Genomic DNA, 15181 nt, shown 5'->3' with positions numbered 1-15181 from the left:
GACGTTTCATTTCTGCAAGGATGATCACACAACTGGCAGCTTATGGTAGTTTTATCAATGATCAAAGCGTAGCGTATAACAAAAGCGCATCAGAACATGTTTTCCACGTAATACGGCAGTTTGAAAAGATTTATTTTTCTAACTGGCAGACGGAATTCAAATAAAAACCATTAAATTGTTATACCTTCACATGAGGTTGATAATGAAAAAGAACACGCTTGCTGCACTGATCCTTACCACCCTGGCGGCGGGGCAACTCGCCAGCCTGCAGGCGCATGCCGCCGGGCAGCTCAACGTCTGGGAGGACATTAAAAAATCCGCTGGCATCAAAACCGCGGTTAGCGATTTTGAAAAGCAGTACAACGTGAAGGTCAATCTCCAGGAGATGCCCTACGCCCAGCAACTGGAAAAACTGCGCCTCGACGGCCCGGCGGGCATTGGGCCGGACGTGCTGGTGATCCCGAATGACCAGCTCGGCGGCGCCGTGGTTCAGGGACTACTCTCGCCGCTCAGCGTCGATCAGGCGAAACAGGATGCCTTTACGCCAGCCTCCATCAATGCCTTCCGCATGGACAACGCGCTGTATGGGATCCCGAAGGCGGTGGAAACCCTGGTGCTTATCTACAACAAGGACCTGATCGACAAGCCGCTGGACAGCCTGCAGGCCTGGCTGGACTACTCGAAAACCCAGCGCGAGCAGAACAAATACGGCCTGCTCGCCAAGTTTGACCAGATCTATTACAGCTGGGGGGCGATTGGCCCGATGGGCGGCTATATCTTTGCTAAAAACGACAGCGGCGGCTTTAACCCGCAGCAGGTGGGTCTCAATACCCCCGGCGCCGTCGAAGCCGTCACCTTCCTGAAAAAATTCTATGCCGAGAAGGTCTTTCCGGCGGGGATCCTCGGCGATAACGGGCTGAATGCCATCGATTCCCTGTTTACCGAGAAAAAAGCGGCGGCGGTGATCAACGGCCCCTGGGCCTTCCAGCCGTATGAAGCCGCTGGCATTAACTATGGCGTGGCGCCCCTGCCGACCCTGCCGGACGGCAAGCCGATGAGCTCCTTCCTCGGCGTCAAAGGCTATGTAGTATCGACCTGGAGTAAAGACAAAGCGCTGGCGCAACAGTTTATCGAGTTCATCAACCAGCCGCAGTATGTGAAAGCCCGCTATGTCGCTACTGGCGAAATTCCGCCGCTGAAGGCGATGATTGACGATCCGGTGATTAAAAACGACCAAAAGGCTAGCGCCGTCGCCACCCAGTCGGCGCGAGCGGTAGCGATGCCGGGCATTCCCGAGATGGGGGAAGTGTGGGGGCCGGCCAACGCCGCGCTTGAACTGAGCCTCACCGGTAAGCAGGCGCCGCAGGCCGCGCTTGATAACGCGGTGAAACAGATCACGATGCAGATCGAAGCGATGCAGGCCAGCAATCAGTAATTCACCGTCACGTGAAGTCACCGAGCGGGAGGGGGACCTCCCGTTTGTAGAAGGAGTCGAGTGTGAGCATCCATTCCAGCGAAAATTTTAGCGACGCACGCGGGCCCGGGCGCCATGCATGGTGCGGCCTGCTGCTGGCAATCGTGCCGGGTTTCGGTCAGTTTTATCATCGCCAGTGGCTGAAAGGGCTGGTCTTCCTGGTGCTGCTGAGTAGCTTTCTGGGGATTTTTTATGATTTCCTGCGTGAGGGGTTGTGGGGGTTATATACCCTGGGTGAAGAGGTACCGCGGGATAACTCTATCTTCCTGTTAGCCGAGGGGATTATCAGCGTGCTGATCGTCGCTTTCGGCGTGCTGATCTATTTTCTCTCGCTGCGGGATGCGTGGCTCAACGGCAAAAAACGCGATGAGGGGATCGCCCTGAACAGCGTGCGTAAGCAGTACCAGATGCTGCTGAGCGACGGCTTTCCGTACCTGATGATCACCCCGGGCTTTATTCTGCTGGTGTTTGTGGTGATCTTTCCGATTCTGTTCGGTTTCGCCATCGCCTTCACCAACTACAACCTGTACCACACCCCGCCGGCGAAGCTGGTGGACTGGGTGGGGCTGAAAAACTTTATTAATATTTTCACCCTCTCCATCTGGCGCTCCACTTTCCTGGATGTGCTGCAGTGGACCGTGGTGTGGACGCTGCTGGCGACCACCCTGCAGTGTACGGTGGGCGTGTTGTTGGCGATTCTGGTCAACCAAAAAGATCTGCGCTTTAAGCCGCTGATCCGCACCATCTTTATTTTGCCGTGGGCGGTGCCGGGGTTTGTCACCATTCTCGTTTTTGCCGGCATGTTCAACGACTCCTTCGGGGTCATCAACAACGCGATCCTGTCCTTTTTTGGCATCAGTCCGAAGGCATGGCTCACCGATCCGTTCTGGACCAAAACGGCGCTGATCATGATGCAGACCTGGCTTGGCTTCCCGTTTGTCTTTGCCATGACCACCGGCGTGTTGCAGGCGATCCCGGACGATCTGTATGAAGCGGCGACGATGGACGGCGCCAGCGCCTTTACCCGTCTGCGCACCATCACCCTGCCGCTGGTGCTGTATGCGATCGCGCCGATCATCATCACCCAGTACACCTTCAACTTTAATAACTTCAATATCATTTACCTGTTCAACAACGGCGGCCCTGCGGTGGCAGGCTCTAACGCCGGCGGGACGGATATTCTGGTGTCGTGGATCTATAAGCTGACGATGTCTTCGTCGCAGTACGCCATCGCGGCGACCATCACGATCCTGCTGTCGATCTTTGTCGTCGGCCTGGCGCTGTGGCAGTTCCGCGCCACCAAATCCTTCAAAAATGACGACATGGCGTAAGGGAAGCAACATGGCTCAATCACCCAGTATTAAACGCGAAAAGTGGATCCGGCTCTCTCTCACCTGGCTGGTGGTTATTCTGGTCTCAGTGGTGATTATCTATCCGCTGGTCTGGACGGTCGGGGCGTCGCTGAACGCCGGCAATAGCCTGCTCAGTACCTCAATCATTCCGGAAAATGTGTCGTTCCAGCACTATGCCGATCTGTTCAATGGCAATGTGAATTACCTCACCTGGTACTGGAACTCGATGAAAATCAGCTTCCTGACCATGGTGCTGACCCTGATTAGCGTTAGCTTTACCGCTTACGCCTTCTCCCGCTTCCGCTTTAAAGGGCGGCAGAACGGGCTGATGTTGTTCCTGCTGCTGCAGATGATCCCGCAGTTTTCCGCGCTGATTGCCATCTTTGTGCTGTCGCAACTGCTTGGCCTGATAAACAGCCACCTGGCGCTGGTGCTGATCTACGTCGGGGGAATGATCCCGATGAATACCTGGCTGATGAAAGGGTATCTCGACGCGATCCCTAAAGACCTGGATGAGTCCGCTCGCATGGACGGCGCCAGCAGCTTTCGCATCTTTATCGAGATCATCATGCCGTTGTCGAGGCCCATCCTCGCGGTGGTGGCGCTGTTCTCGTTCACTGGGCCGCTGGGGGATTTCATCCTCTCCAGCACCATCCTGCGCACCCCGGATAAATACACGCTGCCTATCGGTCTGTATAACCTGGTGGCGCAAAAAATGGGTGCCAGCTACACCACCTACGCGGCGGGGGCGGTGCTGATCGCCGTACCGGTGGCGATCCTCTACCTGGCGCTACAAAAATACTTCGTCTCCGGCCTGACCTCGGGCAGTACTAAAGGATAAGCACATGAAAAGATTCACACCCGCATGGCTTGCGGTTTGTCTGGCATGCAGTTTCTCCACCTCTTCTCTGGCCGCGGACGCGCTTGCAACCCGCGCGTTTCAGGGCATGCCGGCGGACTTTATCAAAGGAGCGGATATCTCCACGCTGCTGGACGCCGAAAAGCACGGGGCGACGTTCTACGATCAGAATAATCAGCGCAAGGATCCGATCGCTATTCTGAAAGAGAACGGCGTCAACTATGTCCGCCTCCGTCTGTGGGTGGATCCGCAATCGGCGAGCGGCGAGGACTATGGCGGTGGGAACAATGATCTGGCCACCACCCTGGCGCTGGCGAAACGGGCGAAAGCCCAGGGGATGAAGCTGTTGCTTGATTTTCACTACAGCGATTTCTGGACCGATCCCGGCAAGCAGTTCAAGCCGAAAGCCTGGGAAAAGCTGGATTACCCGCAGCTGAAAACGGCGATTCATGACTATACCCGCGATACCATCGCCCGCTTTAAGCAGGCGGGCGTGCTGCCGGATATGGTGCAGATCGGCAACGAAATCAACGGCGGCATCCTGTGGCCGGAAGGGAAAAGCTGGGGGCAGGGCGGCGGAGAGTTCGACCGGCTGGCTGGCCTGCTGAACGCGGCTATCGCTGGCCTGAAGGAGAACCTGCGCCAGGGCGAGCAGGTGAAAATCATGCTGCATCTGGCCGAAGGGACCAAGAACGATACCTTCCGCTGGTGGTTTGATGAGATCGACAAGCGCCATGTACCGTATGACATGATTGGTCTGTCGATGTACACCTACTGGAATGGCCCGATCAGCGCCCTGAAGGCCAATATGGATGACATCAGCAAACGCTATAACAAAGACGTCATCGTCGTCGAGGCGGCCTATGCCTATACCCTGGCCAACTGCGATAACGCGGAAAATAGTTTCCAGGCGAAAGAGGAAAAGGATGGGGATATCCCGCCAGCGTACAGGGGCAATATAACTATATTCACGATTTAATGCAGGCGGTGGTTGATGTGCCAGACCAGCGTGGCAAAGGTATTTTCTATTGGGAGCCTACATGGATTGCCGTGCCGGGAAATACCTGGGCCACCCGGCGGGGATGAAATATATCCACGACGAGTGGAAAGAGGGTAATGCACGTGAAAATCAGGCGCTATTTGATTGCCAGGGAAAAGTATTGCCGTCGGTAAAAGTTTTTAATTAATTTTTTTTGTCGTCTTTTTCAGGAAGTTTATTATGAATAAATTTGCACCTTTACATCCGAAGGTTAGTACGCTGCTGCATGGCGCGGATTATAATCCGGAGCAATGGGAGAATGACCCCGATATTATTGATAAAGACATTGCCATGATGCAGCAGGCAAAATGCAATGTGATGTCGGTGGGAATATTTAGCTGGGCGAAACTGGAGCCACGCGAAGGGGTATTTAATTTCGCCTGGCTGGATATTATCCTCGATAAACTGTATGCCGCCGGCATTCATGTGTTTCTGGCCACGCCGAGCGGCGCGCGTCCGGCGTGGATGTCGCAGCGCTATCCGCAGGTTCTGCGGGTGGGGCGCGATCGGGTGCCGGCCCTGCACGGCGGCCGTCACAACCACTGTATGTCGTCACCGGTCTATCGCGAGAAAACCCTGCAAATCAATACCCTGCTGGCAGAACGTTATTCCTCACACCCGGCGGTGCTGGGCTGGCATATTTCCAACGAATATGGCGGTGAATGCCATTGCGATCTCTGCCAGAACCGTTTTCGCGACTGGCTGAAGGCGCGTTACCAGACCCTGGAGAACCTCAACCAGGCCTGGTGGAGCACCTTCTGGAGTCATACCTATACCGACTGGTCGCAGATTGAATCGCCTGCGCCGCAGGGCGAGATGTCGATCCACGGTCTTAATCTTGACTGGCATCGCTTTAACACCGCTCAGGTGACCGATTTCTGCCGCCATGAAATTGCTCCGCTGAAGGCGGCGAATGCTTCCCTGCCGGTGACTACCAACTTTATGGAATATTTCTACGATTACGACTACTGGCAGCTGGCGGAGGCGCTGGATTTCATCTCCTGGGACAGCTATCCGATGTGGCACCGCGATAAAGATGAAACCGCGCTGGCCTGCTACACCGCGATGTATCACGACATGATGCGCAGCCTGAAGGGCGGCAAACCGTTTGTGCTGATGGAGTCCACCCCGGGCGCCACCAACTGGCAGCCGACCAGCAAACTGAAGAAGCCGGGAATGCATATTCTTTCCTCGCTACAGGCGGTGGCGCATGGCGCCGACTCGGTGCAGTATTTCCAGTGGCGGAAAAGCCGCGGTTCGGTTGAGAAATTTCACGGCGCAGTTGTCGACCACGTCGGACATATTGATACCCGCATTGGCCGCGAAGTCTGCCAGCTCGGCGAGATCCTCAGCAAGCTGCCGGAGGTGAGGGGCTGTCGCACCGAGGCGAAAGTAGCGATTATCTTCGACCAGCAGAACCGCTGGGCGCTGGATGACGCCCAGGGGCCGCGCAATCTTGGGATGGAATATGAGAAGACGGTCAACGAGCACTACCGCCCGTTCTGGGAGCAGGGCATCGCCGTCGATGTGATTGACGCCGATGTCGATTTAACGCCGTATCAGTTAGTGATTGCCCCGATGTTATATATGGTGCGCGACGGCTTTGCCGGTCGGGCGGAGGCGTTTGTCGCCAACGGCGGCCACCTGGTGACCACCTACTGGACCGGTATCGTCAATGAGTCCGATCTCTGCTATCTCGGCGGCTTCCCGGGCCCGCTGCGCAATCTGCTGGGGATCTGGGCGGAAGAGATCGACTGCCTGAATGACGGCGAGTTTAATCTGGTGCAGGGGCTTGCCGGGAATCAGTGCGGTCTGCAGGGCCCTTATCAGGTGCGCCATCTCTGCGAACTGATCCATATCGAGAGCGCCCAGGCGCTGGCCACCTACCGGGATGATTTTTATGCCGGACGGCCGGCTGTGACGGTGAACGCGTTCGGGAAAGGCAAAGCCTGGCATGTGGCCTCCCGCAACGATTTAGCCTTCCAGCGCGATTTCTTTACCGCCCTGAGCAAGGAGCTGGCCCTGCCGCGGGCGATAGCGACGGAGTTACCACCCGGCGTGGTGGCGACTGCGCGCACCGACGGTGACAACGCATTTATCTTCCTGCAGAACTACAGCGCGCAAAACCATACCCTGACCCTGCCGCAAGGGTATTGGGATTGCCTGACCGACGCGGCGGTATCGGCTCCACTGACCCTGTCGGCATGGGATTGCCGTATTCTCCGTCGTCACGCGTAATTTCTTCTTCTCCACGCCTGCTCTGACGAGCAGGCTTTTTTTTATCTTAAACCTGGAGTTTATTATGGTGAGTTTAAAATCCTTCCTGCACTATTTCTCCCCAGCGCGTCCGGCACAGCCATTAAGCGAGGCGGAAAAACAGCAAATCGAGGCGCTTATTCAGGCCTTTGGTGGCGAAGCGAATATTACGCAAGTGGACGCCTGTATTACCCGTCTGCGGGTTAGCGTTCGCCATCTTGCGGCCGTGGACTCCGAAGCATTACAGCAGCAGGGCGCGCTGGGGGTTATTATTCTTGGTCAGCAGGTGCATGCTATTTTCGGTAAACAGTCCGATGCGCTGCGTCAGCTTCTGGATGAACATTTTGCCGCCCGGAAATAAATAAAACGGGATAACCTGAAAGCAGGTTATCCCGAAAATAAGACAAAGACAGCAGTGGCAATAAAGTTTACCGGAAGATAATTAACAGTCTTACAGCAGGAGATAAAAATAACGTATGAGTCTTAGCCGTGCGCAATTACCACCAGGCCTCAACCTGCACGCCGAAATTCCAGGTATTATTCGCCGTCTGGTCTTCAAACGGTTTACCATCTTCGGAATCATTCAAATATGAAGCAAAAATGCGTAATTCCGGACGTGACATAAAGTCTGGCCCGTCCGCCAGGCCCAACGCAATGGTGTATTTCTCACCGGCCTGTTTGTAGCTGGTGCCATTGTTGTAGCTGTCTTTCTGATAGAAACCGCCGACTTCGCCAATCAGGCGCACGTAGTCGGTGAACTGGTACTGCCCGCGGGCGACCAGCGACAGCATCCGCGTTTTGTCGGTATAGTCGGTAATGTCATCCGCCGAGCCCCAGGTCAGAACGTGGTTGATAGAAAACTTCTCAGTAATCGGGATCAGGCCGGTGTTAATCACGCGATAACCGGTGGCGTCGTTCACGTAGTTCCACATATCGTACCAGCCGCCACCCTGGGAGACCATGTTCTGCGCCAGGCCTTTGTTGGCGTACTGCAGCACGGTTTTGTTATAGCCGCCCAGCATATCCTGACTGATTTCACCGGTCAGCATGACGCCGTTGTCAGCATCGTACAGTCCGCCGTAGCTATCCTGTTTTTTGGTGGTGTTTGGCATCGCGTAGTCGATACCGAATTCGGTCCACGAGCCCGCCCATGGCTTCCAGCCCGCGTAGCGTAAATCGATATAGTTGATATTGACGTTGCTGTCGCCATCGACGCGATAGTCAACATCGTTGGCATCGCCGCGGATCCAGGCCAGCGAGACGGCGCCCGGGCCGAGGGTGTAGTTTTCCACCCCGGCTCCGGAGCCGGAAATGTTCCAGTATTTGGTATCGATGATATGCAGATCATGGCGCTGGTAGTAACGTTTACCGCCCCAGATCACCGCATTCGGATCGCCAGGGATCAGCCCCTTTATCTGCAGGTTCAACTGACGTAAGCCGAACTGTGCATCATCGTTCAGCGTGGTTTCATTATCGTTAGAGCCGTCGGAGACCATGCTGACCATACTGTCGAGATAGAAGCTGACGTCATCTTTCTTATAGACCTCAGAGCCCAGCTCCAGCTCGCCGTAGGTATCCGACTCGTTCCCCAAACGGCCCAGCTTATTTTTTTGCCATTCCGCTTCGCTACCGTCGCCGGAGACCCCAACCCCGGCGCGCATATAGCCATGGAAATCGATCGTTGGGATCGCGGCGGTGGCCGCAAACGCGGAAGGAGCGATTAGCGCAGCGGCTAACGCGACTGAAAGGGCGCGCAGTGTAGTGTTCATCTCTATCCTCTTATTGTTTTGTATTACGTTCACATAACTGGTGTCATAAAATGCCTAAATGTAACTTCAGGCAAATGAGATATGATTATTGTGTGACTAACTGCAAATAATCACGGTGGTTTTTGTTGCGATGGGTGAGATGATTCACAATTCGTTGTATTGTGAACGTAATACTTTTGTCGCTATTGTTTTGCAGTGAGAGGTGGCGGTGAGCGTTTTTTCAAATGGCCCCTGTTACAATCATGGGATAACAACATAAGGAACCGGACCATGAAGTCTAAAAGCGCTACTCTGGAAGACGTCGCACGCCATGCGGGCGTCTCTTACCAGACCGTGTCCAGGGTACTCAACAAATCAGCTAATGTATCCGAAGCGACGCGTCGCAAGGTGGAGAAATCGATAGAGGCCTTACGCTATGTGCCAAACCGGCTGGCGCAGCAGCTGGTGGGGAAGGAGAGCCAGACGGTCGGGCTGGTGACTATTTCTCTGGCCTGGCATGCGCCTTCCCAGGTGGCGGCGGCGGTAAAACGCTATGCCAACCTGGAAGGTTACCAGGTTCTGATTTCGATGATCGATGAGAGCGTCAACCAAAGCATCCAGGATTCCATCAATGAGCTGAAATCTCAGCGGGTGGATAAAGTCATTATCAACGTGCCGCTGGAGACCGAACAGGCGCAGAAAATCGCTGCTGACAACGATGATATCGTCTGCCTGTTTCTCGACGTTGATCCCTACAGCTCCGTGTTTAACGTTTCGTTTAACCCGGCGGACGGCACCCGGGCCAGCGTCAAATATCTCTATGAGATGGGGCATCGGGAGATCGCCCTGCTGGCGGGGCCGGACAGCTCAGTCTCGGCCAAACTCCGGTTAAAAAGCTGGCTGGAGACCCTGGATGGTTACGGTCTGAAGCCGGTGACCGTCCTGCACGGCAACTGGGATGCGCAGAGCGGCTACGCCGGCGCGCTGCAGATGCTGCGCGAAACGCCTAATTTCAGCGCTGTGCTGGTGGGTAATGATCAGATGGCGCTAGGGGTGCTCAGCGCCTTCCATCAGCATCAGGTGGCGGTGCCGGGTGAGAAGTCGGTTATTGGCTATGACGATACCTACGAAAGCTCCTTTTTCTATCCGGCGCTGAGTACCGTGTCGCTCGACCTCGACCTGCAGGGGAAAGAGGCGGTGCGGCGGATCCTCGCCAGCACCAGTGGGGCGCCTCATACCTCATCCATTCTGCCGGCGCGCCTGGTGATACGCCATTCCAGCGGCGCCCGAATCGAGCAGGGAAAAGATCTGCAGGCCATTGCAGAACAGCTCCGCGCCATCGCCCACCGTCTGGCACCCTGACGCCAAAGGCGGGGAAACTCGCCTTATCACCTTACCCTTAAATTGAGCAGGGTTGATCTTTGTCACAGCACGGCGTACCCTTAATGTTATGTTATAACGTAATGAAGAGGTCAGCATGAAAGCCCATATCCATCCTCCCTATCGTACGGTGGTGTTTCACGACACCAGCGCGAATGAGTATTTTAAAGTCGGCTCAACTATCCGCACCGATCGCGTGATTGAACTCGATGGCGAAACTTTTCCGTATGTGACGATCGACGTCTCCTCGAAATCGCATCCATACTACACGGGCAAACAAAAAACCTTCGCCAATGAAGGCAGTGCAGCCCGATTCCGCCAGCGCTTCGGCGGCTTTATTGATGCGAAAAGGAAAGCATGATGCAGGTCGTCAACTCATTACGTAGCGCTAAACAGCGCCACCCGGATTGCCAGCTGGTTAAACGCAAAGGGCGGCTGTACGTTATCTGTAAGAGCAACCCCCGCTTCAAAGCGGTGCAGGGGCGCAAAAAACGCCGTTAACGGAAACTCTCCAGCGAGCGGCGCTGTTGGCCGTCGGCGGTAAAATTGTCGGCGGCCAGCCATTGGCGCATGGCGTTATCCAGCTCCGGCCATTCGCCGTCTATCACCGAAAACCAGTCCGTGTCCCGGTTGTGTCCTTTACTCACCAGCGCCTGGCGAAAACGTCCTTCGTACTGAAACCCCAGCCGCCTTGCCGCCCGGGCTGATGGGATATTAAGACTGTTGCATTTCCATTCATAGCGACGGTAGCCGAGCGTATCAAAGACATACTGCATCAACAGCCAGTGCGCTTCGGTGGCCATGGCCGTTCGGCTCAGTAACGGTGAAAAATGCACATGCCCCACCTCTACCACACCGTGAGCGATATCGATACGCATTAACGCCAGCGAGCCGACCGCTTTCCCTCGCTGCTGGTCAACGACGGCAAAATGAATCGGGTCTGCCAGCGTGGCGACCTGCTCCACCCAGGCACTGAATTCTGCAAGGTTGCTCTCAGGTTCACGCAGCAGCCACGTCCAGCTGCGGGCGTCTGGCGCCAGCTGGTGAGCGGCGAACAGATCGCTGGCATGAGCAAGAGTCAGCGGTTCGAGTCGACAACGGCTGCCCTGTAATACCTGTCGTGTCGGCCAGGGGCGCGGCTGCCAGTCAGGCAGCGCGACGCCGAGCGCCTGGCCAAACTGATTATATTCGCACATTGCGGTTTCCTTATTGGGGATTTACAGGCAGCGTACGCGCTCGCTGGTTCCATAAAAAGTGCCATTAGAGTATGTTTTTATGGGGCCACGAGGAGGCAATATGAATATACCGGACGAGGGGTTTTTTACGCTGTTGACGCAGGGGATGCGGAACCGCACGGTCGAAACCTTACAGCGCGCCCTTTACCACACCTTACGTGACGCTATCCTGCAGGGAACCCTGACGGCCCGCTGCCGTTTACCCGGATCGCGGGTGATGGCCGAACGGCTACACCTGTCGCGGAATACGGTCAATGCCGCACTGGAACAGCTGGCGCTGGAGGGGTACCTGATACGGAGCCGTCAGGGAACGCAGGTGGCACCACTCGCCTCCTGCCGCCAGGAGGCGGGTCAGATGCCGCCCGTCGTGCTGCCTGAGCGGCTGCAAAGGCTGCCAGCCGCGATGCGCCGCGACTCACCGACGCTGGCATTTACGCCAGGCATGCCGGCGGTAAACTATTTCCCGCTGCCGCTGTGGCGGCGACTGATGGATAACGTGCTACGCGAAGATGGTAGCGCGCTGCTGGGTTATGGCGAAGCCGCGGGCGATCCTATGCTGCGAGAGGCTATCGCTCGTCATCTGGCGCTCTCCCGGGGCATCCGGTGCGATATCCGGCAGATCGTCATCACCGAAGGCGCGCTGGAAGGCGTCAACTTATGCGCCTCGCTACTGACCAACCCGGGCGACAGCGTGTGGCTGGAAGAACCGGGGTACCTGGGGGCGAGGAGTGGCTTTCAGCGGGCGGGACTGCGGGTCAGAGGAATGGCTGTCGACGATGAAGGGATGTGTATTGCCAACGGCGTCGCGGAGCCGCCCCGGCTCATTTTCACCTCTCCTTCACACCAGTATCCCTGTGGGAGCATCATGAGCGCCGGGCGCCGTCTGGCGCTCGTGGAATATGCCCGCCGGCACGGGGCGTGGATTGTGGAGGATGACTACGACAGCGAGTTTCGCCATAGCGGAGAACCGATCCCGGCGATGCTGGGAATGGTGCCTGATGCCCCGGTGGTCTATCTCGGCACCTTCAGCAAAACGCTGTTTCCGGCGTTGCGTATCGGTTTTATGGTTATGCCGCCCGCGCTGGCGGATGCTGCTCAGGACGCCATTGGCGCGCTGCTGCGCGGGGGACACCGTGCTGAACAGCGGGCGCTGGCCAGATTTATCGAGAAGGGACACTATGCGCGCCATCTGGCAGCGATGCGCCGCCTGTACCGTAAACGTCAGCAACAGCTGCGCGAGGCGCTGGCGCAAGAGATAACCGTGCCGTGCGACGTTCTCGGCGGGGGAGGGGGGATGCACCTGACGGTGGCGATGGAGGGCGTTAATGACCGGACGCTTGCGCAGCAGGCGCGCCAGTTTCAGCTGGCGCCCGCCGCGTTAAGTCATTTCTATCTCGACCCGCAGCGAGCGCGGAGCGGACTGGTGCTTGGGTATGGCAATACCTCTGCTTCTCGCTATCTCCCGGCGCTGCGGACCCTAAATCGCCTTATTGCGCAGCACCGGCGCGCGTGAGGGTAAAGACATCGTAGAAGGATAGCTCGCCTTTGGTGGCGACCATCTTTTTGAGCTGCGCCTTCTGCTCGCTATCGACGTCTGGCGACTGCAGGATACGGTCGATCAGCTGCCGGGGGACAAAGCGGGTGTTGTACCATTCCCCGTTGTAGCACACGCGAAAGTCGAGGACATCGATATCCTCGTAGCGATAGCGTGGATAGACGTCAAAGAAGAAAAAGGCGTTGAACAGAATGAACAGCACCACCAGCAACCAGACCGAGTCTACCAGCGTTTCAGAGCGCAGCATGACCACCAGCGTCGCCAGAAACGCGGCATACATGGCAACAAACAGTCCCGGATGGTTGCGGATAAAACTGATACTAAAACGCGGGCGATTATCGCGTTTTTCCTGGACGTTGAGTTCGTCAATGGTGTGAATCAGCAGGCGTTGTATTTCTGTCATCTTGGTCCTCGAATTCTGCAATGAGCCTGCCGCGCCCGGCGGACCAGGCGCGGCAGGCTCAGCCTGAAGGCTATTTTATGTTGCAATATTCTGCGGAGAAAGTAACAGATCAGTTACAGAAAAGCATAACAGTTACGGATTTGTCGGCGGAAGGCGCTTAATGATCTGCGCCGGGTTACCGCCGACGACGGTACAGGCAGGGACGTCTTTGGTGACCACCGCGCCGGACGCAATGACCGCATTATCGCCAATGGTCACGCCGGGATTGATCACTGCCCGACCCCCAATCCACACATTGTGGCCAATAGTTACCGGCTTGCCGTATTCCTGGCCGCTATTACGCGCATCGGCGTCCAGCGGATGAGTGGCGGTATAAATATGGACGCCTGGCGCCAGCATACAGTTATCGCCAATATGGATAGGGCAGACGTCGAGCATCACGCAGTCAAAATTGGCGTAAAAACCGGCGCCGAGAAAAATATTATAACCATAGTCGCAGCGAAAGCTTGGCTCGATATACGCATCGCCGGCGCGAGCGAACAGCTCGGCCAGAATATGCTGACGTTGTTCCTGGTCATCCGGGGCGGAATGATTATAACGGTGCAACAACTGTCTGGCGCGCAGGCGATCGGCGCGAAGCGTTGGGTCGCCAGATAAATAGAGCTCACCGGCGATCATTTTGCGTTTTTCTTCACTCATGGGTCTTCCTTATACCTGACTGTTGATGGCCGTAGCAGTATAAAAAAGAAACCGGTTACAGGGTTGCTGTTGGCTGAATGATGTGATGTCTATCACAAAGATACCCTATGGCGGCTGACCCGTACCGTCCGGCCAGCAGACCACGTAGTACGCGTAAATTAGCGGATAAATTTCCAGACAGAAGTCGGGATTTTATCGTATAGCTTATTCATGGTCAGTTCCGCCAGACGATGGTCGGCAGCTGAGTAAAATACCGCCAGCTCATTATCAGACAGTTCATATTTATTTTTTTCAATGACGCGCTCCAGCGTGTCAATTGTCTGGCAACGACGTAAGCGCATCAAATAGTCTGTTTTAGTTAATGGCTTATCAGACATAATTCCACCTTTTGATTGTAATAATTCTAACACGATAGACTGGCCGGGTTTTCCCGGCTGGCGTTGACAAAGCAACGAAATAGTCGGTTACCGGATTTTTTCCACTTTTGCAAATCCGTAGAGTTAATGCCGTAGTTACTGAACAACGTAAAAGTGTCGTCCAGATATTCGTCAACCTGAGCGATCAGCTTATTATCCTCTGCATACTTAATTTTATAATTAAGAGCGAATGTGGCAATGTGCTCGATCAATTCATTTAACTGGAGATTGACAGCCGACGTCGGGTCGTTGACCCAGCCATGGTTGCTCTCTTCCAGGTTTGCAAGGCAGTCATGATACAGCGTTTCGCAGAGAAAGCGTAGCTGTGCAATATCATGTCTTTTTGGCGAGTATTCGTCCATAACGCATCCCCTTTTGAGTGGTTTAAACGACGACTAGCAAACACCGTTGTGGGATGAACACGACTAACTGACCTGACACTAACTGAGTAATCCTGCTGATTTAACTATAATCCACTCTCCAACAGATTTCATCGTGCTATTACGAAAAATTACAATTATCAGAGAGAAATTATCTTAAAAATAGACGAATTAATTTCGCAGGCGCTGGCCCACAGCCGGAGAAATAGAGAAATCTTATGAATCATTGGTTTAAGGCAGGCAGCTGTCGCGTTCAGAAACCGCCGACCCGTGGATAATGATAGTAAGATTATTCCTGGTAAATGAGTGTTTGCCGATCCCGAGTTGTTGAACAAGCTGCTAAAAATAGCCTGCGCCATATCAATATATATTAAATGCAGAACGA

16 protein-coding genes and 1 pseudogene are annotated in these 15181 nt (G+C 55.2%); 11 read left to right on the top strand and 6 right to left on the bottom strand.

The window, feature by feature from the left end; translation table 11 throughout:
• Nucleotides 1-202 precede the first annotated feature (202 nt).
• The 6 genes and pseudogenes from LPQ25_RS19845 to LPQ25_RS19820 all read left to right on the top strand — a co-directional run bounded on the left by LPQ25_RS19845 (nt 203) and on the right by LPQ25_RS19820 (nt 7341).
• Nucleotides 203-1435 (top strand): maltodextrin ABC transporter substrate-binding protein, encoded by a 1233-nt coding sequence (locus LPQ25_RS19845; protein WP_040152462.1) that lies wholly within the window; start codon nt 203-205, stop codon nt 1433-1435.
• A gap of 62 nt (nt 1436-1497) precedes the next feature.
• A complete protein-coding gene (locus tag LPQ25_RS19840) occupies nt 1498-2805 on the top strand; it encodes a carbohydrate ABC transporter permease (RefSeq protein ID WP_004177243.1) in 1308 nt (435 codons plus the stop codon).
• A 10-nt stretch (nt 2806-2815) separates the two neighbouring features.
• On the top strand, nt 2816-3667 hold the full coding sequence (locus LPQ25_RS19835; RefSeq protein WP_000079398.1) for a sugar ABC transporter permease: 852 nt from the start codon (nt 2816-2818) through the stop codon (nt 3665-3667).
• A gap of 4 nt (nt 3668-3671) precedes the next feature.
• A pseudogene (locus LPQ25_RS19830) lies at nt 3672-4771 on the top strand (glycoside hydrolase family 53 protein).
• A 133-nt stretch (nt 4772-4904) separates the two neighbouring features.
• Nucleotides 4905-6962, top strand: coding sequence for a beta-galactosidase (locus LPQ25_RS19825; protein WP_004177241.1), 2058 nt, complete (start codon nt 4905-4907; stop codon nt 6960-6962).
• Between the two features lie 64 nt (nt 6963-7026).
• Nucleotides 7027-7341, top strand: a complete 315-nt coding sequence (locus LPQ25_RS19820; RefSeq protein WP_002892003.1) for a glucose PTS transporter subunit EIIB — start codon at nt 7027-7029, stop codon at nt 7339-7341.
• A gap of 136 nt (nt 7342-7477) precedes the next feature.
• On the opposite strand, the gene LPQ25_RS19815 is transcribed toward LPQ25_RS19820, so the two are convergent.
• Nucleotides 7478-8749, bottom strand: a complete 1272-nt coding sequence (locus LPQ25_RS19815) for a maltoporin (RefSeq protein ID WP_004177240.1) — start codon at nt 8747-8749, stop codon at nt 7478-7480.
• A gap of 270 nt (nt 8750-9019) precedes the next feature.
• On the opposite strand from LPQ25_RS19815, the gene LPQ25_RS19810 reads away from it, so the two are divergent.
• The 3 genes from LPQ25_RS19810 to ykgO all read left to right on the top strand — a co-directional run bounded on the left by LPQ25_RS19810 (nt 9020) and on the right by ykgO (nt 10609).
• Nucleotides 9020-10090, top strand: a complete 1071-nt coding sequence (locus LPQ25_RS19810) for a LacI family DNA-binding transcriptional regulator (RefSeq protein ID WP_002892007.1) — start codon at nt 9020-9022, stop codon at nt 10088-10090.
• A gap of 115 nt (nt 10091-10205) precedes the next feature.
• The gene (locus LPQ25_RS19805; protein WP_002892011.1) at nt 10206-10469 is read left to right on the top strand and encodes a type B 50S ribosomal protein L31; all 264 of its coding nucleotides are present in this window, start codon (nt 10206-10208) and stop codon (nt 10467-10469) included.
• Nucleotides 10469-10609 (top strand): type B 50S ribosomal protein L36, encoded by a 141-nt coding sequence (gene ykgO, locus LPQ25_RS19800; protein WP_002892018.1) that lies wholly within the window; start codon nt 10469-10471, stop codon nt 10607-10609. The genes LPQ25_RS19805 and ykgO overlap by 1 nt, the downstream gene beginning before the upstream one ends.
• Here ykgO and LPQ25_RS19795 read toward each other — a convergent pair.
• Nucleotides 10606-11304: a GNAT family N-acetyltransferase gene (locus LPQ25_RS19795; protein WP_002892021.1), complete on the bottom strand. Its 699-nt coding sequence runs from the start codon at nt 11302-11304 to the stop codon at nt 10606-10608. The two genes, ykgO and LPQ25_RS19795, sit on opposite strands and share 4 nt — an antisense overlap.
• Nucleotides 11305-11404: 100 nt before the next feature.
• On the opposite strand from LPQ25_RS19795, the gene pdxR reads away from it, so the two are divergent.
• Nucleotides 11405-12856 carry a MocR-like pyridoxine biosynthesis transcription factor PdxR gene (gene pdxR / locus LPQ25_RS19790; protein WP_014907971.1) on the top strand — a complete coding sequence of 484 codons (1452 nt, stop codon included), beginning with the start codon at nt 11405-11407 and terminating at the stop codon, nt 12854-12856.
• Here pdxR and LPQ25_RS19785 read toward each other — a convergent pair.
• Nucleotides 12831-13301 carry a YlaC family protein gene (locus LPQ25_RS19785; protein WP_002892026.1) on the bottom strand — a complete coding sequence of 157 codons (471 nt, stop codon included), beginning with the start codon at nt 13299-13301 and terminating at the stop codon, nt 12831-12833. The two genes, pdxR and LPQ25_RS19785, sit on opposite strands and share 26 nt — an antisense overlap.
• 20 nt (nt 13302-13321) lie before the next feature.
• On the opposite strand from LPQ25_RS19785, the gene LPQ25_RS19780 reads away from it, so the two are divergent.
• Nucleotides 13322-13462: a hypothetical protein gene (locus tag LPQ25_RS19780; RefSeq protein ID WP_004147370.1), complete on the top strand. Its 141-nt coding sequence runs from the start codon at nt 13322-13324 to the stop codon at nt 13460-13462.
• On the opposite strand, the gene maa is transcribed toward LPQ25_RS19780, so the two are convergent.
• The 3 genes from maa to tomB form a co-directional block, all read right to left on the bottom strand.
• Nucleotides 13434-14000, bottom strand: a complete 567-nt coding sequence (gene maa / locus LPQ25_RS19775) for a maltose O-acetyltransferase (protein ID WP_002892030.1) — start codon at nt 13998-14000, stop codon at nt 13434-13436. The two genes, LPQ25_RS19780 and maa, sit on opposite strands and share 29 nt — an antisense overlap.
• A 158-nt stretch (nt 14001-14158) precedes the next feature.
• Entirely contained in the window at nt 14159-14377 is a 219-nt protein-coding gene (locus LPQ25_RS19770) for an HHA domain-containing protein (RefSeq protein ID WP_002892050.1), read from the bottom strand.
• A 26-nt stretch (nt 14378-14403) separates the two neighbouring features.
• Nucleotides 14404-14778, bottom strand: a complete 375-nt coding sequence (gene tomB, locus LPQ25_RS19765) for an Hha toxicity modulator TomB (protein WP_002892066.1) — start codon at nt 14776-14778, stop codon at nt 14404-14406.
• Between the last annotated feature and the right edge of the window lie 403 nt (nt 14779-15181).

This window comes from Klebsiella sp. KPN54798 (assembly GCF_021184225.1).
Classification (GTDB): Bacteria; Pseudomonadota; Gammaproteobacteria; order Enterobacterales; family Enterobacteriaceae; genus Klebsiella; species Klebsiella pneumoniae.
Note: the sequence above shows the minus strand (reverse complement) of the source record. Positions and strands in the feature narration are given on the sequence as shown.